Source organism: Bacillus sp. FSL K6-1033 (assembly GCF_038630765.1).
Lineage (GTDB): Bacteria > Bacillota > Bacilli > Bacillales > Bacillaceae > Bacillus > Bacillus altitudinis.
Genome location: NZ_CP152041.1, coordinates 3591735 through 3611594, shown reverse-complemented (window position 1 = coordinate 3611594; position 19860 = coordinate 3591735). Strand labels below are relative to the sequence as shown.

The 19860-nt window shown below is 38.2% G+C and carries 19 protein-coding genes; 7 read left to right on the top strand and 12 right to left on the bottom strand.

Annotated elements, in window-relative coordinates; genetic code table 11:
- Positions 1 to 41 precede the first annotated feature (41 nt).
- The 5 genes from MHH31_RS18510 to MHH31_RS18490 form a co-directional block, all read right to left on the bottom strand.
- Positions 42 to 1220, bottom strand: coding sequence for an aspartate phosphatase (locus tag MHH31_RS18510; RefSeq protein WP_024720457.1), 1179 nt, complete (start codon positions 1218 to 1220; stop codon positions 42 to 44).
- 658 nt (positions 1221 to 1878) lie between these two features.
- A complete protein-coding gene (locus MHH31_RS18505; RefSeq protein ID WP_024720456.1) occupies positions 1879 to 2640 on the bottom strand; it encodes an ABC transporter ATP-binding protein in 762 nt (253 codons plus the stop codon).
- A 13-nt stretch (positions 2641 to 2653) separates the two neighbouring features.
- Complete coding sequence (locus MHH31_RS18500) at positions 2654 to 4981, bottom strand: ABC transporter permease (RefSeq protein WP_342495101.1); 2328 nt, start codon at positions 4979 to 4981, stop codon at positions 2654 to 2656.
- Complete coding sequence (locus tag MHH31_RS18495) at positions 4978 to 6231, bottom strand: MFS transporter (protein WP_342495100.1); 1254 nt, start codon at positions 6229 to 6231, stop codon at positions 4978 to 4980. The genes MHH31_RS18500 and MHH31_RS18495 overlap by 4 nt, the downstream gene beginning before the upstream one ends.
- A gap of 69 nt (positions 6232 to 6300) precedes the next feature.
- Positions 6301 to 6951, bottom strand: coding sequence for a TetR/AcrR family transcriptional regulator (locus MHH31_RS18490; protein WP_342495099.1), 651 nt, complete (start codon positions 6949 to 6951; stop codon positions 6301 to 6303).
- Between the two features lie 160 nt (positions 6952 to 7111).
- Here MHH31_RS18490 and MHH31_RS18485 point away from each other — a divergent pair, with 160 nt between their 5' ends.
- The 7 genes from MHH31_RS18485 (at position 7112) to MHH31_RS18455 (ending at position 13868) form a co-directional block, all read left to right on the top strand.
- Positions 7112 to 8224: a sugar diacid recognition domain-containing protein gene (locus MHH31_RS18485; RefSeq protein WP_138279194.1), complete on the top strand. Its 1113-nt coding sequence runs from the start codon at positions 7112 to 7114 to the stop codon at positions 8222 to 8224.
- A 117-nt stretch (positions 8225 to 8341) separates the two neighbouring features.
- Complete coding sequence (locus tag MHH31_RS18480; protein ID WP_178929708.1) at positions 8342 to 9613, top strand: GntP family permease; 1272 nt, start codon at positions 8342 to 8344, stop codon at positions 9611 to 9613.
- A gap of 29 nt (positions 9614 to 9642) precedes the next feature.
- The gene (locus tag MHH31_RS18475; RefSeq protein ID WP_342495098.1) at positions 9643 to 10782 is read left to right on the top strand and encodes a glycerate kinase; all 1140 of its coding nucleotides are present in this window, start codon (positions 9643 to 9645) and stop codon (positions 10780 to 10782) included.
- 93 nt (positions 10783 to 10875) lie between these two features.
- Positions 10876 to 11208 carry a zinc ribbon domain-containing protein YjdM gene (locus tag MHH31_RS18470; protein ID WP_052320572.1) on the top strand — a complete coding sequence of 111 codons (333 nt, stop codon included), beginning with the start codon at positions 10876 to 10878 and terminating at the stop codon, positions 11206 to 11208.
- A gap of 328 nt (positions 11209 to 11536) precedes the next feature.
- Positions 11537 to 12466 carry an ABC transporter ATP-binding protein gene (locus MHH31_RS18465; protein WP_268356620.1) on the top strand — a complete coding sequence of 310 codons (930 nt, stop codon included), beginning with the start codon at positions 11537 to 11539 and terminating at the stop codon, positions 12464 to 12466.
- Complete coding sequence (locus MHH31_RS18460) at positions 12463 to 13413, top strand: ABC transporter permease subunit (RefSeq protein WP_135009501.1); 951 nt, start codon at positions 12463 to 12465, stop codon at positions 13411 to 13413. Before MHH31_RS18465 ends, MHH31_RS18460 begins: the two co-directional genes overlap by 4 nt.
- A 26-nt stretch (positions 13414 to 13439) precedes the next feature.
- Entirely contained in the window at positions 13440 to 13868 is a 429-nt protein-coding gene (locus tag MHH31_RS18455) for a DUF4064 domain-containing protein (protein WP_007497283.1), read from the top strand.
- A gap of 44 nt (positions 13869 to 13912) precedes the next feature.
- On the opposite strand, the gene MHH31_RS18450 is transcribed toward MHH31_RS18455, so the two are convergent.
- The 7 genes from MHH31_RS18450 to MHH31_RS18420 all read right to left on the bottom strand — a co-directional run bounded on the left by MHH31_RS18450 (position 13913) and on the right by MHH31_RS18420 (position 19824).
- A complete protein-coding gene (locus MHH31_RS18450) occupies positions 13913 to 15241 on the bottom strand; it encodes a citrate:proton symporter (RefSeq protein ID WP_024720446.1) in 1329 nt (442 codons plus the stop codon).
- A 257-nt stretch (positions 15242 to 15498) separates the two neighbouring features.
- Positions 15499 to 15795, bottom strand: coding sequence for a hypothetical protein (locus tag MHH31_RS18445; protein WP_041508030.1), 297 nt, complete (start codon positions 15793 to 15795; stop codon positions 15499 to 15501).
- A gap of 9 nt (positions 15796 to 15804) precedes the next feature.
- Positions 15805 to 16338 carry a stage II sporulation protein M gene (locus tag MHH31_RS18440; RefSeq protein WP_025208269.1) on the bottom strand — a complete coding sequence of 178 codons (534 nt, stop codon included), beginning with the start codon at positions 16336 to 16338 and terminating at the stop codon, positions 15805 to 15807.
- On the bottom strand, positions 16335 to 17042 hold the full coding sequence (locus MHH31_RS18435; protein ID WP_342495097.1) for an ABC transporter ATP-binding protein: 708 nt from the start codon (positions 17040 to 17042) through the stop codon (positions 16335 to 16337). Before MHH31_RS18435 ends, MHH31_RS18440 begins: the two co-directional genes overlap by 4 nt.
- Positions 17039 to 18736: a hypothetical protein gene (locus tag MHH31_RS18430; protein ID WP_342495096.1), complete on the bottom strand. Its 1698-nt coding sequence runs from the start codon at positions 18734 to 18736 to the stop codon at positions 17039 to 17041. Before MHH31_RS18430 ends, MHH31_RS18435 begins: the two co-directional genes overlap by 4 nt.
- Before the next feature lie 66 nt (positions 18737 to 18802).
- On the bottom strand, positions 18803 to 19147 hold the full coding sequence (locus tag MHH31_RS18425; RefSeq protein ID WP_025208266.1) for an uberolysin/carnocyclin family circular bacteriocin: 345 nt from the start codon (positions 19145 to 19147) through the stop codon (positions 18803 to 18805).
- 23 nt (positions 19148 to 19170) lie between these two features.
- Complete coding sequence (locus MHH31_RS18420; protein WP_025208265.1) at positions 19171 to 19824, bottom strand: YIP1 family protein; 654 nt, start codon at positions 19822 to 19824, stop codon at positions 19171 to 19173.
- Positions 19825 to 19860: the final 36 nt, after the last annotated feature.

Sequence of the window (19860 nt, the reverse complement as noted above, 5' to 3'; positions counted from 1 at the left end):
TTTATGTTCCGATAGGTCGTTCTGTTGGGCCAAGATTTGTATCATTTAACGAATTGTAAGACACCGTTTGTCCGAAAACAACGATGGCTAAAGCGAAAATGAGTAAACTCACTTTTTTCATCATAATTCCTCCAATTAAGTGTAGTGTGTTCTAATTGATAGGCATCCTTCAAAAAGAGGTATGCTTGGTGAATTGAACCTAGCTCTTCAAAGTGTTTGGCAGCTAGTGCACTTAATTCACGGGCACCTTCAACATCCTTTAATTCTTTCAGAATACTGATGTCATCGAAACAGGTTTGAGCTTTTTTGGATATGTCTTCAGTGAAATATAGGTGATAGAGAAAATTCATTTTTGCTGTATAGATGGGGTTTCTGTCTATTTCTTGTTTTTGTTTGACCAATTCAAAATAATAGAGAGCTTGCGACTTTTCATCAATGGAGAGTAGCTCTTTTAGTAACATAAACATGGAGTGTTCGAAATAACAAGATGAAAGGTAGTCATCATCACTAAGAGCCTTTTCTAGGGCATCAATACATTTTTTTGATTCTCCAACTTCGGCATATAGAATACTGATATTGTGATAAAGCTGTGATGCTAAAAAATGATCGTTTAATTGATTTGAGATGTGTAATGCTTTTGTGTAGTAATTCTCAGCTCTTTTGAAATCGCCAATATCCATGAAGTTGGTGGCTGCGATCACAAAAGCTGCTGCCAGTCTTCTTTCATAGCCATCATGACCTTTGAAAATATCGATGGCATTCTGAATATAATGAAGTGAAATCAGGCTTTGGCGAAGCATCATATATAGGTTTGCGACCTTCGTATGGAATTCTGCTACTTCTATTTCATCAGGAATGTTTTGTAGTTTTTTCTCAGCAATTTTAAACAGTCCGATGGCTGATGCATAGTCTCTGTTATATGAAGCGTAAAGGGCTTTATATAGGTAAAAATAATATTCAATCAAGTCGTTTGTTTTAGAAGGGTATTCTAGCACTGTCGGTTCATTCAGTTTTTTACCTCTTCGTTCATATAACATGAGCTTAAACTTGCCTTCTAGCAATGAATAGTAGGTCAAGACCTCCTGATTCTCTTCCATCTCTTGAAGTAATTCCTTTAATTCTGTGTAGATTGTCTTTGCATTGTGCACATCATGCTTACGAATGGCAATTCGCCAATCATTTAAACGGTTCCCCACCTGTTCAGCTGAAATGATTTTCATGGAAATTTCACCTCTTTAACATCCTTTCGCCTGTTTCAATAAAAAACGATATCACAATTTTTGGTAAAATATAATCGTTTCTGGGAGGTGATTGACAGGAGGTAATAAAAAGGACCTTATGTCATGAGATGTACGTTATTGTATTGATGATTGATTGTTTATTCAAATGAGTAAAATCTTTTTTTGGAAGTCTAAAAACGTGATAGATACTATTAGTTTTAAGTTTATGGTCGAAAATACCATCCGAATATATGAAATAAAGCTTTTTTAGCTATGAGAGAAGAACAATGAAAGGTCGATCTAGAAGGGAAAATCAGTTATGATGTTGCTAGATGATTTTGGAAAAGAAACTGGTAGTTACTGAGAAAGGCGAATATCCGAGACAAGTGTTGACCTTTCAGAAAGGATGTTGAAATGAAAAAAAGATTTCAAATGTTAAACTGGCAAATGACAATTGTGATGACGACGCTTTTACTTGTTTTAGTCACTCTTTATATCTCAAAGAGATACTTTTATAGCAAAGAAATTGAGTTGCTGACAGAATCTTGTCAACAAGAAGACGGCAAAATCATACTAGAAACAAATAGTTTGACTATGGATTACTCCTTTGAGTGTAAGAAAAAATAAAACAGGCAGCTTTCTGCCTGTTTGACACCAATTAAAACCCTAAGTTTTGTAACCACTTGTTTAACAAGGCCTCTCGTTTCTCAGCGGTAAAGCGATCGTATTTTCCTAAATTTAAATGGGCTGAAATTTCACCGTCATTCATAAACAAAATTCTTTCAGAGCAAAGGGCCACTTTTGGATCATGGGTGACGAGAAGCAGAGTTGTTCCTTCAGAATTGATTTGTGAAAAAATATCCATGACTTCCTTTGTGGTGCTTGAATTAAGAGCACCTGTGGGCTCATCGGCAAAAAGAATGTTTGGTTCATTCATAAGAGCTCGACAGATAGAGGCTCTTTGGAGCTGTCCTCCTGATACTTCTGATAAATATCTATCAGCTAAATGATCAATATCAAGTTTCTCCATTAAATATTTCGCTCGTTCATTGATTTCTTTTCTCGGCATTTTCTTCGCTAAGTAAGCTGCAGCAATGATGTTATCAAATAGATTGAGGTTTTTTAGTAAGTGGCTGTGTTGAAAGACGAATCCCATCTCTGATAAGCGCAAAGCTGTTAACTGTTTGTCTGTCATTTCTGATAGCAGTTGACCGTTATATTTGATTTCCCCTCTGGAGGATGTCTCTATACCGCTAAGTTGATAAAGCAAAGAGGTTTTTCCACACCCTGAAGGTCCCATAATGGTGACAAATTCTCCACGTTTAATGGTTAAGTGAATATTTCTAAGAATGGTCTGTTTTTGTCCTTTTAATGAATCAATTTGTAAAGACAATTGCTTCGCTTCAATTAATTGTTCCATGTGAAACATCTCCTTATGAAAGAGTATGACGACTGATTTTACTAGAAAAAAAGGACTTCAATAACCACGAGATGACAGTTAAATTCACTATAAACAGCAGGAGAGGATACACGATCCAAACCCATTTCGGGGCTAACCACTGAAGGCTGGATGCTCCTAATGATGCTCCGCCTGCACTCATCAATGCCGGACCAATAGTATGAACAGCGATTGCTCCAATGAAGGCGCCAATAGAGAGAACGACGATAAAACTTGTTAAGTATTGGTAGGTTAAATCTTTTTGAGAAAAACCAATCGTTCTTAACAAGTGAGTACGATTTAAATCTTTCGCCCTTAACATGTGCAGAAACATCATTAACATTAGGCTGGCTGTTCCAAAAGCTGCGATGGTTGAAAATAATGCAATCACTTTTACTAGAGATGCGGTGCTTCCTATTGTTTGATGCACATATTCTTTCATATCTGTCACTTTTGCAGGAGACATATTTGTTTCAAGTGCTGCTTTTTTCTCTGCCATATCTATTCCTTGTTTTAATTGTATTTGAATGGTTTTCCAAAGGGATGAATGAGGAAAAGGCTGAGATAATGCTTTAGCTGTTTTCCCTCCGTTGGTGACGTCTTGATAAATGCCGGTAACCATTTTTTGAACTTGCTGTCCATTTGTGGCGAGAGTGACTTTTTCGCCTATCTTTTTCTGAAGTGAGTCAGCACTCAACACCGATAAAGCAATCTCTTCCTCCTTCAACGGTTCCCGTCCTTGTAAATAGGTGAGAGGGAATGCTGATAGATCACCTGTTTCTAAATAGAGCGTTTCTAATGTATTCTCCATTGTTTTGGCTTGTAGAGAAGTTGTTTCATAGACGGCAGATGTTTGAATGTCTTGGTCTTCGCTAATCATAGACTCTATTTTATTTGTACTTTTCTCTAAATGATTTCCCTGCCGAATATCAATTCGAAGGTCACTTTTTCCAGAGCCAAGATATGTGATGAAATCTGGTGATTGTAATGTGTACCATAACTGAATCGGCATTAACATTAAAAATGTACAAAGCGCAATAATACAGGTAATTGTTGAATACATCTTTATTCGCGAGAACAGATCTTTTAAGCCAAACCAAAAATTGACTGGGAGGAATCTGTTTTTCTGGAGGTACATAGGAATTTGTTTTTTACGGCTTGGTGAGCTTATGCCGCCTTGAATAGCTTGAGCGGCTGATATTTGACCAAATCTCCTTAGGACAGTATAGCTGAATGAGATGACGATCATTGCCGTCAAAATTGACACCAAAAGCGGAATCACCTGATGAATAAAAGAGAAGCGATTCCCCATATATTGCTGAATATTGGCTGTAAACAAATCACCAAACATGAGTGTCATCAAATATCCTGCTATACACCCTATACAGGCAAGCACAGCATACTTCCCAACGTATAATTGTTTGATTTTTGATAAAGGGATTCCTAGTACTTTTAAGATTCCAATTTCACGTTCATCCTCTTCTATAGCGGCGGTCATAGCGAGACGAAGAGAGAGGAGGGAAATGCTAATGAGCAGAAAGCAAACAAGAAGGAGAATGGCGATCACCATACCATCTGTTAGAGCATTCAGCATGCGAAGCAGGGATAATGTGACAGCAGGCCCCTGTTGTGGCAGCTCAGAAGATTGATAGAGTGATTGAAAAGCATCTGCTTGACCAGCATCATGCAATAAAAATTCAATTAAGTACTCCTTTTTTTGAAACACTTGATTCAGTGCCGCCCAGTCCGCATCATGCAGAAGAAATCTCTTTGAACTGACAAGACTTGGATTCATTTGGGCATCTCGTAAGAACGTTTTGATTTGAAAAGAGAATTGATGAGAGCCTTTTGAAATGAGTAACCTTTCGCCAATCTTTAAATGGTATTTTTGTTGAAAATAAATAGGGACTGCTACTTCTCCTTTATTGACAGTGAGCTTTTCATTTCGTTCGTTTAAAAGAAAATCAAAATAGCGATTTTGCTTTACAAATAAATGATCCATCACACCCGCTTGAGCAGGCTCCTGCCCGAACTTGATGCTGACGTGTTCGATCGGAATCATTGGAACAATTTGATGTGCCTTCACCATCGACTGTTTACTTGAAAATATATCGACCGCTTTTTCATCTAAGCTGCCATCGTGCATTTGGACAAAGTCTGGTGCTTTGGCTGATTGGAGTAGATCAGAAATGGAACCATTCAGCTGGACCGTCATTTGCGCAGCGCTTGTTGCTAAAAATGATGTCATCATGATGCAAAGGGTTAAGCCGATTGAAATGAGACGGTGGCGGGTTAGGTCTTTCTTGATAAACGTCAATCTCATGAGGCTGATTCTCCTTCATGTCGAAGCATATTTTTTGTAAGGAAGGCAAGTGCAAACATCAAGGCACTCACGATTAACACGGTCACATACATGCTAGCGGAAAAAGTGTTGAACAAGAACCCATACATCATTTGACCGAGCGGTGCAGCACATTGAGAGACCATTGTTAGATTGGCCATGACTTTTCCTAATTGAGCATTGGGTGTTTTCTTTTGCACATGTGAGATGACAACGATCGAAATCATGGTGAGCAGCATGGCAATTGGGAGACACCCTGCTAAAAAGAGAAAATAGGCTGGAAATGTACCAAATTGAAGAGCCATCTTGGATGTTGAAAAAGCAATAGGCAGCAAAATGACTGCGATGACGAGCAGCCAGCGATACAAAGTAGGAATCCGCCAATGTTTCGCTACAAGACCAACTAGCAGGGCGCCTGCGATGACGGCAAACTCAATGATGCCCATTCCTATTCCATACATGATGTCACTGCTTTTCATTGTGACCCTTAAAATAATGGGACCTCCAACGATAAAAAATGGTGTGAGGATGAAATTTAGTAGCGCTGCAAGCAGCATGGCTCTTTTTAAAAATGACTGGCTTCCGATATAGGAAAAGCCTTGTTTCATATCTTTCAAGAGTACTTTGGTCATCGGTTCTGCGAGTGGGCTAGGTGAGAAAGAGATATTTAACCGTAAAAGCATGCATGCTGATAGAAAAAATACAATGCTGCTAGCGCCTATGATGACCTGGCTCCCAATGAGTCCATATAAAACGCCACCAATGATAGGAGCGACAACACCTGAAAGGGCCTGCACGCCATTCACGATGCCATTCGCTTGTTCTAATTTGTCTTCTTTCACTAGCTGAGGAATACTGGACATCACAGCAGGAGCATAAAACGTACTCATGACACCAAGGAGAATCATGACGGCTCCAATCATATAAAGTGAATCATGACCTGAAAATAACCAGAAATAAAAAGCCAGAATCATAATGCCAGTAAGAACATCAAATAAAATCATCAAATTTCTTCTGTTAAACCGGTCAGCAATTGCTCCTGCTAATGGTGAAAGGAGGAGCGGGATATTGGATAAAGCGAAAAGCAGAGCATACAAATCAACACGATGTGTCATATCCAAGACATGTAAAGATAGAACAAAACGAATCAAGGAAGACCCGAAAACGGAAATAATTTGCCCGAGAACGAGATAGATAAAATGGGTGGAGCCATTTTTGGCTGATAACGACATGAAAATCACTCTCCTTTTAGACCGACCGTCAGTCTATAATGTATGCAGGATTGGTATTGAAGTAACCAATCACTGATTATTGTCTTCCGGTTCTCCAGTTAAACGTTGGAGAAGGAAGGAGAAACTTCCCTTTTCTGCATGTAATGAGGCTTCAAGGATTGCGATAAATGCTAGAGCCCGTTGTATGCTGTCCGCTGTGGTCCATTGGAAAAGTCCCTCATCAAAGATAACCTGTGCAGAAGCGAGGAGAAATTCGACAGTTTCTTGCGGGTAATCCGTTTGAAATATCCCTTCTTCTACCCCTTGCTGAATGACTTCTGCTAAAACGGGTGATAGCTCTGTAATGGCTTTGATCAAGCTTTTTTGATGCATCTCTGCATTAGCAGGCTGATGAAATTGTTCAATCATGCCTTCTTTATGACTGTCCTGTTTAGGAGATTGTGCCATGATGATGCGAAATAATTTATCAATCACTGAGATATCTGGATCAGCGGCAATACGCTTTGCCTCGATGATATCTGCCTTTATGATCCGGTCAATGATTGCATCCATCACTTCTTCTTTGGAAGTAAAGTAATAATAGAATGTGCCTTTTGCAATGCCAACGGCTTTGAGGATGTCAATAATCGTGGTTTGCTGATAGCCTTTGGTTGAAAAAAGCTTCTCTGCTGCATTTAAGATGTCATTTTTGCGTTCCTCAGGATGTTTAACGGTTCTCATAAAGCCATCCTTTCTTTTGACTAGACTGTCGGTCGGTCCCTTGATTCGATTAAACACTTTTTGGCGTATCTTTGTCAATGGCTGTTTTTTTTAGCTTTGCATTTATTGTGCAATGACACTATGATACATTGAATGAAAACCCCTTCAGGAGAGATGCTGAATGCAATTTTTAACCAGTGAATTGGCGCAAGAGATGGTTGAACGTACGATGCATATTTTACATCAAAACATCAATGTCATGAATGCAGATGGTGTCATTATTGGGTCTGGTGAACGAAAAAGGATTGGACAAAAACATGATGGAGCACGTCTAGTGCTGTCAAGCGGAGATAGTGTGGAGATTGATCAGGAGACATCCCGCCGCTTAAAAGGCGTGAGACCCGGAATCAATCTGCCTATTTGCTTTCGGGAACAAGTTGTTGGTGTCATTGGGATTACGGGTGAGCCAGGGGATATTCGTCATCATGCCGAGCTGGTGAAAATGGCAGCTGAGCTCGTTTTAGAGCAATCTTTTCTGCTTGAACGCTTCCAGTGGCGGCAGCGAATAGAGAGTGAAATTGTGAATCAGCTCATCTCCGAGTCTGACATGGGTGATCATCAGCTGAAGCACCGTGCTGACTGGCTTGGAATGGATTTAGACAAGCGGCGAATGGCTATTGTTTTTCAGCCGATTCCATCGTCTGAGGACACTGTACACAAAATGATGCATGCCATTCAATACGATAAGAATGCGGATGATTTACTAGGCATGACCTTCCGTCATGAATTGATCCTGTTAAGACAGCCGATATGTGACCATCAACTCAAGCATGTGATCGAACAGCTACAGCAAACAATGGCAGGTGCAGTTGATGGACAAGTGCTAGTGGGTGTAGGAACTGTCGCTGAGGACATGAGTCAATTACCGTTGTCCTTTCAGCATGCGAGAGAAGCCCTGCGATTAGGAAAGGTGCTCCATCCAGAGGAAAGCATATATGTTTTTGAATCTTATCAGCTTGAAAGCTTGTTTATAAAAGCGAGAGCCGCCAAAGAGGGCAAACGGTGGAGTGATTTTTATCATCCGCTGATACAAGAAACGGAACTCGTTCAAACGTTGAAGGTTTACATTGAAGAGGGCGGGGATTTACAAAGAATCGTTGATCGTCTATTTATTCACCGTAATACACTGCGATATCGTTTAGATAAAATCCAGGCATTGACCGGAAAAGATCCTCGTCATGTGAAACAGTTGATGGAGCTGTACATAGCACAATTGGACAATCAACTGTCTTAATTGTGCATTTGCACAACTGGATGAAGAAATAAATAAAAGAAGTTCATCTGGATTCACAACTCGATCCCAATGGGTAAACGCTTACAATTAAGAAAAGACAATCAGGAGGGATGGAGTATGGGTGGAGATGTGACAGTAAGTACATTGGGCGCATTGACTGCGCTTGTGATCGCTATTGTTCTTATTTTAAGAAAAGTATCACCTGCTTATGGCATGCTGGCAGGCGCATTTATTGGCGGTTTGGTTGGCGGTGTAGATGTTGTGCAGACCGTGAACGTCATGATGGAAGGCGCAAAGGACATGATTCCGGCTGTTCTCCGAATCATGGCGGCAGGTGTACTGGCAGGTGTTTTAATTGAGTCGGGTGCTGCGTTATCTATTGCGGAGGCCATCGTGAAAAAACTTGGAGAGGCGAGGGCACTTTTAGCACTCGCACTTGCAACAATGATTTTAACAACGGTGGGTGTTTTTGTAGATGTAGCAGTCATTACAGTAGCACCAATCGCACTTGCCATTGCCAAGCGTGCAAAACTTTCTAAAACGGGTATTTTACTTGCGATGATTGGAGGAGGGAAGGCGGGGAATATCATGTCACCGAATCCGAATGCCATTGCAGCCTCTGATGCCTTTGGTGTCCCGCTTACTTCCCTGATGGCGGCAGGTGTCATTCCGGCTATGTTTGGAATAGCCGTCACGTATGTATTAGCCAAAAAGCTTGCGAATAAAGGGACACCTGTTTTGGAAGAGGGAGCTGACCAAGGCGAGGTTCAAGTACCTGGTTTTCTACAAGCGCTTGTAGGCCCGCTTGTGACCATTCTCTTGTTAGCTTTGAGGCCGTTGTTTCAAATAAATATTGATCCAATGATTGCCTTACCAATAGGAGGAATTGTAGGCGCTCTTTTCATGAAAAAAGGGAAGTTTCTCAATGATTATGCGATGTCAGGGCTGCATAAAATGTCAGGTGTAGCGATCATGTTACTAGGGACAGGTACATTAGCTGGAATTGTATCGAATTCTTCCATGAAAGAGGTATTTATTCAGGCGCTTGACGCTTCGGGATTACCTCCTTACTTGCTTGCACCAACGTCTGGAATTTTTATGTCGGCAGCCACAGCTTCGACAACTGCAGGGACGGCAGTTGCAAGTGGTGTATTTAGCGGAACTCTTATTGGTCTTGGTGTATCTGCCCTTTCAGGCGCAGCTATGATTCACGCTGGCGCAACTGTGCTAGACCATATGCCGCACGGAAGCTTTTTCCATGCAACGGCTGGAAGTGTTCAAATGGATATAAAAGAACGGTTGAAATTAATGCCCTTTGAATCGTTAATTGGTTTGACATTAACCGTTGTATCGACCATTATCTTTGGTATTTTCCAGCTGTTCGGCTGAGGACTTAATGAGAAACGAGGTTTTTTTGGATGAAGATTGTGATCGCACCAGATTCATTTAAAGAAAGTTTATCTGCTTATGAGACAGCATGTGCCATTGAACGAGGATTTCGCTCTATTTTGCCACATGCAGAATATATGAAAATCCCAATGGCAGATGGAGGAGAAGGCACAGTTCAATCGTTAGTGGATGCGACAGGCGGAACCATTGTCAAGCAAGTGGTCACGGGCCCGCTTGGCAAACCTGTGGATGCCTTTTTTGGTATGTTGGGAGATGGTCAGACAGCTGTCATAGAGATGGCAGCAGCATCAGGATTACATCTTGTCCCGCCAGAAAAACGGAACCCCTTATTCACGACGTCTAGAGGGACAGGAGAATTAATGCTTGCAGCGCTGGATAAAGGAGCGAAGCATTTAATCATTGGGCTTGGTGGAAGCGCAACAAATGATGGTGGCGTTGGCATGATGCAAGGTTTAGGGGCTTTTTTTCTCGATAAAGCAGGCCAAGACCTCACGCCGGGCGGTGGATCACTGAATCAATTAGCTTCTATTGATCTATCTCGACTGGATCCAAGATTGCAATCAGTCCGTCTGGAAGTGGCGTGTGATGTGGATAATCCTTTAACGGGTGAAAGAGGAGCGTCTGCTGTGTTCGGTCCTCAAAAGGGGGCAGATACAGAAATGGTTCAACTGTTGGACAAGAATTTATCTCATTTAGCACAAGTGGCTAAGCAGCAGCTTCATGTCTCCTTTGGGGATGCGGCAGGTGCAGGAGCGGCAGGAGGACTTGGTGCGAGTTTATTAGGCTTTTTACAGGCTGATCTGCAAAAGGGAATTGATATTGTACTGAAAGCCGTACATTTTGCTGACGTACTCAAGGACGCTGACCTAGTCATTACAGGGGAAGGGCGGATTGATCAGCAGACCATTTACGGCAAAACGCCAATCGGTGTAGCCAAAGCTGCGAAACAATATGGACTCCATGTCATTGGCATCGCTGGGTCCCTCTCAAAAGACAGTGCAGTCGTACATGATCATGGCATTGATGCACTTTTTAGTATTGTCCCTGGTGTCACGACTCTGGCTGAAGCCATGCATGATGCTAGTGTGCATGTAGAGAGAACAGCAAGGAATATTGCGGCTGTTATGACATTTGGAAGAGATAAGTAAATGATGAAAAATGTTTCCTTTTCTATCACATCCCTTTCTATAGAAATGTGGTAAAATGGTTCTAAATGAAAAAGAAAGTTGGAGGAAACACAAATGTCTAATCTACCGAATTGTCCATCGTGCAGTTCAACCTATACATACGAGGATGGAAGCATGCTTATTTGTCCTGAATGTGCGCATGAGTGGTCGCTAGAACAAGCGGAAGAGGAACAGCTTGTTGTCAAAGATGCGAATGGAAATCTATTAAGTGATGGTGACACGGTCACTGTGATTAAAGATTTAAAAGTCAAAGGCTCTTCTTCGGTTTTAAAAATAGGAACGAAGGTCAAAGGGATTCGTTTAGTCGAAGGCGATCATAATATTGATTGTAAAATTCCTAGCTTTGGCGCGATGAAGTTAAAATCGGAGTTTGTGAAGAAAGTATAATATATGAAAAGAGGCTGTCGATCATCAGCCTCTTTTTTATTTCGATATTTATAGGTGAAAGGTATAATCTTAAACATCATTTCATACATATGTACCTATTGAAAATCATTCTTTTTTTAAAAAATCAAGCCTCTTTTCTTATAAAAATTCACGCTTTTCTTAACTCTACCTTAAAAAAGGCAGATGATTCTCTAAATTTTGCCTAATCCCCTTCACAACTTTTGGGCATTGCTGTACCATATGGAAGTGTTCTTCTATTTTTGACGGATCATGGTGTTTATCAGGAAATAGATGATAGATGATACTTAGACAAAGAAGGAGAGGTAACGTGACGAACGTTTTAGAACTGCAAAATGTATCTAGGCATATTCGCGGGAAAAAGATTGTTCAAGACTTGAGTTTCTCTGTCCAAGCGGGCGAAGTCTTTGGCTTCTTAGGGCCGAATGGCGCAGGAAAAACGACAACCATTCGCATGATGGTCGGTCTTTCTCCCATTACATCCGGTGACATTCTGATTAATGGTCATAGTATTCAAACCTCATATCAGCATGCCATCCAAGATGTCGGTGCAATTATTGAAAATCCAGAAATGTATAATCATTTAACGGCAAGACAAAACCTTGTTCATTTTGCCAGAATGAATGGAAAAGTGGATGAAGGTCGAATTGATGAACTGCTAGAACTAGTTAGTTTGCAGCATGTGAAACATAAGCGTGTCCGTACGTTTTCATTAGGAATGAAGCAGCGTTTGGGGATTGCTCAGGCATTGATACATAAACCGAAACTGCTAATCTTAGATGAGCCGACCAATGGACTAGATCCAGAGGGAATTCGTATGATACGAGATTACTTGAGAAGGCTGGCAAAGGAAGAAGGTCTTGCTGTCATTGTTTCAAGTCATCTCATGTCAGAAATGGAATTGATGTGTGATCGTTTCGCCATTATCCAAAAAGGAAAGCTGATTGCGATTGAGGATCAGCGTGCAGAGACGAAGCAGGATGATTTGGTCAATTATCGAATGAAAGTAGCATCAAGTGAGCTTGAAGAAGCTCAAAAGCTCATTGAAGCATTTGAGGAAGGCATCGCAGTTAGAGAAGAGGAGCAGTACTTATTCTTCTCCATCCTAGAAGAGAAAATGCCACAATTGATTCGTCATTTGAGCGAGGCTTCTATTCATTTGTACGAAATCAAAATAGAAAAACAAACCTTAGAAGATAAGTTCTTAAGCTTAACAGGTAAAAAGGAGGCAGACGTATGATTCGCCTCATTCAAAACGAGTGGATGAAAATCAGTTATCGTGTGGGTACTTGGATTATGGTTGGGCTTCTTGTTTTAGGTATGATTGCGACGTTGATTTTTGCACTTAAAACAAATGACGGAGATCAAGCATCCGGTGATTGGAAAACTGAGTTGCAAGAAATCAATAAAGCAAATAAGCAAGAATTGAAAGAGGATAATATAGGATTTTATAAGAGATCCCTTGAAACCGATATAGCGATCAATGAGTATCGAATCAAACATGATTTACCTCCAGCCGATCAATTCGGTAAAAATGCATGGACTTATGTGAAAACAAATGCTAATTTGCTTCAGCTGGTCGGTGTATTTGTGATTATTATTGCAGCCACAATTGTCTCGGCTGAATATAAGCATGGTACAATTAAATTATTACTGATTCGTCCGCCATCCAGGTTGAAGGTTCTTTTGTCTAAATACTTTACCGTTCAACTATATTCACTTTTCCTGATCGCTGTCCTATTTATCTTATCCTTTATCTTAGGTGCGATATTCTTTGGACTAAACAATGATTATGTGTATTTAGCTTATCAAAATGGTGAAGTCATTGAACGGTCTCAGTTTGCAAATATGGTCTCTTATTATTTGGCGCATTGTGCTATGTTTGTTGTATTAGGGACACTTTCTTTTGCCATCTCAACGGTGTTTAGAAGTGAGGCCATTTCCATAGCAATTAGTGTATTAGCCTATGTTGTCGGAGCATCCATCACAAGCATTTTGATGTTCTTCTTTGATTGGGCGAAATACTTATTGTTTGCCAACGATCCTGTACAGTATTTCGCAGAAACACCTACTTATATCGAAGGCATGTCCCTAGGTTTCTCACTAACGGTCCTAGTCATTTATTGGGCCATCTTCTTGGCGGTTGCTTTAATACTCTTCCAAAAGCGAGAAGTAAAAACAGGTTAATTTAACTTTTTAGGAGGTTTCTATCAATGATTAAGCGTAAAGGTGAAAAAATTATGGGGATTATCAGTATTGTCCTCAACGTAATTGGTGTTGGTTTTGGGGCATTGATGCTCTCTGTGGACCCAGCATTTTATGAAGAAATGAATGAAATTTTACAAGAGGAAGGCAGCGCCTTGCCAGTTGAAACACTTGAGGCATCGGTTCATGCCTTTGGCGTTCAGTTTATGGTTGTTTCCGCAATTGCGGCTGTCTTAGCCCTTGTTGGTGTGATTGTTTTGAAAACAGACCGCCGTGCCGTGCTTTCTGGTATTCTTTTCTTGGTTTCGGCTGTGACTCTTTTAATTGGAACTGTTGGTCTTGCTTTCGTTCCGATGATCTTGTTGCTGATCGTTGGATTGATGTCACTCATTAGAAAACCGAAAACAGATATTCACACGAGTGAATATCCTTCATAATTCAAAAGAAAAAGACATGCGCTGGTTTGCGCATGTCTTTCTTTTTATATGATGCCAATCAGTTTGGCGATGATGAGTAAAACAATACTGAACCCCCACATCCAAAAGAAGGAGTAGCGGATATGTTTCCCCATATCGACCCCTGCAAGACCGATGGCAAGCCATACAGCAGGTGCAAGAGGGCTGACAAACGTGCCGATGATATTTCCAATCATCATGGCGTATGCCGCAGATGTCCCTGACACGCCAACCTCTGATGTAATCGATTCGACAATCGGCAGAAGTGCATAATAATAGGCATCCGTACTTGTCAGCATATCAAGCGGAACCCCAAATATCCCCACAATGATATGTAAAAATGGCAGTAAGAAAGCTGGCAAAATGTGAATACTGTCCACTGCAATCGCCTTCAGCATGCCCGTTCCTTCAAGAATTCCTAAAAAAGAACCTGCGGAGAAAATTACAGCTGCCATCATTAGTGCACTCGGGGCATGCGCCTTAATTCGCTCCATTTGTACATTCACATTTGGAAAGTTAATCAGAAGTGCTAGTGAAAGACCAATCATAAACATATAACTAGCAGGAATCACGTTCAGCACGAGAAGGACAACAACAGCTAAAAATAGAATGAGATTGACCCACATTAAGTGATAACGCTTTAAAGACGCATCGCCTGTTTCGCTGATCGATTGAATGGCACGATCCCAATCAGCGCCTTCTAATTGGACAGCAGCTATTTCATTTGCCGCGATTTTCACCCGAATTCGTTTTTCTTCTCTTTTTCCTAAAATGAATGCCATTCCTAATACGAGCACGACCCCGATCAGCTGAATGGGAATAAGCGGTACCCACAGTTCAGATGGGTCCATATTTAGGACACTAGCTGCCCGTCCTGTGGGGCCAGCCCATGGAATCATATTGGTTAATCCAGCACTCGTCCCGATTAACAATAGCAATAAATAAGGACTCATATGTAATTTTTTATAAAGCGGAAGCAGTGCAGGTACAGTTAATAAAAAGGTTGTAGCGCCTGCTCCGTCTAAGTGTGCGATGACTCCAATCAAGGCAGTTCCCATCGCAACTGTGACAACATTCCCTTTTGTCAGCTTGATTAACGCTTTAATTACAGGTTCAAAGAACCCTGTATCTTGTAAAATGCCAAAAAATAAAATGGCGAAGATAAACATGGTCGCCACTGGCAAAACTTTGATAATCCCTTGTTCAAAGAAAGTTTGAATGTCATTGATACCAAATCCTGCGATGAGCGCCCCTATTAAAGGCACCATGACCATTGCGACAATTGGACTTGCTTTCCCCCAAATCAGCAAAACAACAATCGTTAAAATAATCAACAATCCAACAAACGTTAACATAAGCCCCTCCCCCTACAATAAACCGTTTACATTTGTTTGTTTTTTTACCAATGCAATCCCACATTTGCATTGAAAAAAAGAGTATCAAAAATATGAGTATTAGGCAACCGCTTTCATACCTATACAATGGTAAAAAAGGATGGTGAATCCAATCGTGGCGCGGTGTTCAACATGTCAAAAAATTTAGAAAAAAATCCACTTAAAATGGTAAAATAAAAAACGTCTGTTTCGGACGTTTTTTATTAACAGTTGATAATTTACTTGATCCAGAAAAATGTCACTATAATTAATAGTAATAAATATAATGCAGAGCAACCTCTATAAATTCCTTTATTAAATTGTAGGGGAGGAGATATAAAAGTCACTAAAATGGTTGGACCAAACAAAGTGATTAAAAAAAATCTATAATCAAAAAAGAAAGTACAGATTGATAAGAGTATTGAAAAATAAAATACAATTATAAAAGAACTATTAATTGTGTTTTTAGAATCTCCCTTGTTTTCCTCTAAATGATCATCTAGTAATTTATCTATCTTTTTTTTATTAATAAACATAAGGACCTCCTATTGAATTTTTTTTAGTAAAAAGGGCGTTAATAATGCTTCTGTTAAAGCAGCAAGTAATGTCAACAGACATATCACCATAGTAAAAAATAAAATATCCGAAAAGAAATGTTTCTTGGGGGAATGTAGCCCTCTTATTTTTAAGTAGACAAAGTCTAACAATTTGAAACCAAGTGAACCTGATAATATCATGGCAGGAATTTCAAAGATACCATGAGGAATTAAAGCAGTTAATATATATAACAAATTGTTACCATGATCAGTAATACTTTGTAAAGAGGATAAGCCTACTAAAAATCCATTTAATAATAATAAGATAGATGTCAAAATACCAAATGTAAACATTGAGAAAATGAGAAATAAATTTGCAGCAAAGTTATGTTTGAAATATCCCAGAACTGTAACTTCATCAACAGTTTCTGGACTAAGACTAGGTAGAATATTGTTAAAAATAACCCCAAGAACTATACCTGCTATGTATAAAATACTTGCTATATAAAGTATACGTTTATTTCTGATTATTATTCCTGTCATTTTAGTAAAGTATCCATATCTTTTATAATTAAATCTTCAAAGTGCTGAATGTTTGTAAGGTGATCATATTCTTTAACAAGAGCACCGTTAATTAAAATACCAACTCTATCACATAGTTGTTGAGCGATATTAACAAGGTGTGTAGACATGATCACAGTATTACCTTGTTCAGCATAACGTGTAAGAAAGTTTTTCATCATCTTTGTAGTGGGAGGATCGAACGCACCTAATGGTTCGTCTAATATTAAAACTTCAGGTTCATGAATTATGGCTCCAGCAACAGATAATTTATGTTTCATACCAAATGAAAATGTAGAAATCATATCATTCTCATTTTGTTTTAAGTTAAATTGATCTAACAAAACTTCAATTCTATTATCCTTCATTTCAGAGGGTACGTCTTGTAAGTCAGCAATAAATTCCAGGTACTCTCTAGGGGTTAAATAATGATAGATAAAAGGAGAATCAGGAACATAACCTATATACTTAAGATAGGAAGATCTCTCAGAATATATAGTTTTCTCCTTGATAGTAATATTACCTTCGTATGGTTTCATAATCCCGAGAATACATTTTAAAAGTGTTGATTTTCCAGCACCATTCGGTCCTAGTAATCCATATACCTTACCTTGCTCTATTTTTAAATTTATAGATTTTAAAATTTGTTTATCTTTATATTTGAAAGATAGATTCTCAATTTTCATGTTTTCATCTCCCAATGTTTCGTTCCTATTCTTTTAATCCAAAAATAATAAAATAGAGAAATTCCAATGAAAAATAGACATGTTCCAGTCACAATAAGTAAAAAGAATATACTCCTATCAATAATTTCAAAAGTAACGAGAGCACCTGAGACCCCATACAATTGGAGGTAAAATGCTAGTAGTACCCCAAGAATAGTATGTTCAAAAAATGAGGCTTTAACAGACGAACCAATATCCTCTAAATTTTCCCAGTCTAAACGAGGATAGAGGAAAGTACCTATCACTTGGCCAGAACCTATAATAAGACTAATTGAATTAATCATGATATACAAAATAATTTGAGTCATAGTATCTAAGTTGAATAATAATAATATAACTAAAAATAATGAATTCATTATAATAAGAATTATAGATAAATGCAGTATTGATTTTCCTGCAATCAACTTGAAGATAGAAGCGCCTGAATTCTTATAAATATATAGATTTTCGCGCTCTGCATCTGCTGAAGTTATCCCAAGCAAGCCTTCTCCTAATAAAGAAGTGTTGTAAGTTACGGCAAATAAAATTGGATAAATAACAAAAAGTTCCGAGAAGTCAAACCACTTTTGATTTAAACTAATTCCTACCAATACACCTAATTCTATTGCAATCATATTTACAGATAGCACTAAGCGTCTCTTGATAGTAAAATTAGCTCTTAATAGAGCAGTAAGATCCTTTTTTAAAATTGCGATATTTTGCCGGGGAAAGAAATTTATTAAATAATTTAAAAAAGGTAATTTGATTGGTTTTATTCTCGGCAAAAGATTATTAGGTGTTGCTTCCTTTATAATCAACACTTTCAAAACTATTAGATAGGAAATAGAGAGTAAAAGAAATCCTAGTGCAATTAAACCTAAAGAATATATGATAAATAAATAGATATCACTTTTTGTTGAAAGTAGGTACCAGTTAGTAGGAAGCCATGTGTTTGTTAATATCGTCTCTAATCTAAATACAGATATGAAATTTTCAATAGCTTCAAGAAGATCTTTTTCATAAAAGTAGTTAAGTCCGATCCAACCAAAAAAAGTAGTTGAAAGAGCAGATAAGAGTGCAATTCCTATAAAAGATAACAGACTAATTAACCTGGAATTCAAGATTTTGTATAAAAATTTAGAATAAGTGATATATGTGAGTAATGAGTAAATGCATGTAAGGCCAAAGATAAATATAAATAGTGGTACAAATGATAAAAAAAGGTATAATTTATTACTTGTATAAAAATTTATGAAAAAAAGTATAGGGAATACTATTATTGTTAATTTGAATAAAACATTTAGAAAAATTGTTGTGAAAAATCTCGATAATAGAACTTTTTTGGGATCTGTCTTTAAAGTATGTAAAAGAAGGAAATCTTCAGGGTATACATATCGATGTAAAACATCAGTTGATGATTTTAAAATATTCAAAACAAAAAAAAGAATAATAAAATTTGTACCTAATGATAAGATATGGACTGGTACATTAGGCAAAAGAGTAGTTGAAGCCTTATATTGAATAAAAAGGTAGACTAAAAAAAAGGGTGTAAAAACAAAAATAAGTCTATTTGATTTTAGTAAATTTTCGCTTGATGGGAAAAAGTAAATCAAACGGTTTAAAGTACGTCTATATGTAAGTTTAAAGTTTGCCATAAAAACTTTTTTGTTGAGCATTATATTCCTCCTAGACGAAAAGAAGGAGGAGTATAATTATACTCCTCAATTTCTTCACTTTGGATTTTACCATTCTGCAGCGTATTTTTTGCCGTGTTTTGTAGCCAATTTTTTCGCAGTAGCTACCATAGCAGCAGTGACAAGGCCAGTTCCACCCAAAACAACAGCTAATAGACTAAGTATTGTTAGGACATCGCCAGTAGTCATGATAACACCTATAGCAGCATAAGCGGTCTTGCGACTAATTCCTAAGTTTGTTGCAAGGTCTAATGCAAATTGATTACCTGAATTGAAATCAATAGAAGCTAAACTTGCAATACCTTCTGAAGAACCCATAAGGAAAGTAGCGATGGCAAAAAGAGAAACTATACTTGTAACACTCGCAATTTTAAAAAGATTGCTATTTTTCATATTTGAATTCACCTCCTTTCAGTTTACAAAAATAAGCTAGTTGAAAAAAGAGAAATAATACCTAAAGACATTGTTATACAAACGATTATGACAGTTTTTATATAGGAAATTTTGTGTATTTCTTTAATTGCTATACACCCTAGAATGGTAGACCACCAAAAAAAGGGGTCGATGATAATATTCAATATAATATCAATTGGCTTTTGAGAATTTGGATAAATAACTGAAAATGCAAAATCACTACCTAAAAAGAAAGAAAAGATAATGAGAATTATAAATTTGATAGCAACCGGTATGATAGAATAAATAAAACTTGGGAAAAACTCTTTAGCAGTAGCAACACCACCAAATAATATCCCAATGATATGTATTATAAAGAAGCTTACAAGAACCATTGCTGTAAATTGAACAATCCCTAATGCTAGTGTAATCATCATAATGAGTATGCTCATATCAGCAGTATAATCAATCCCATTTGTTTTAAAAGAATGATTAATTAATGTAGAGATTGTGGGGAAAATAGCTAAATAAAACCCTAAAAACAGACTTAACACAGCCAGGAAAACAAACCAAGAATGACGATAATTTTTTTCACTAGAGTATTTGATTAAGAGAAAGTTCTTAGGAGAAAAGACGAAATGATGTATTAGAGTAATAAAGTTGTGTTTATTATCCATAAATGCTCCTTGATTCAAAAAGTGTTTTTTTGCTAA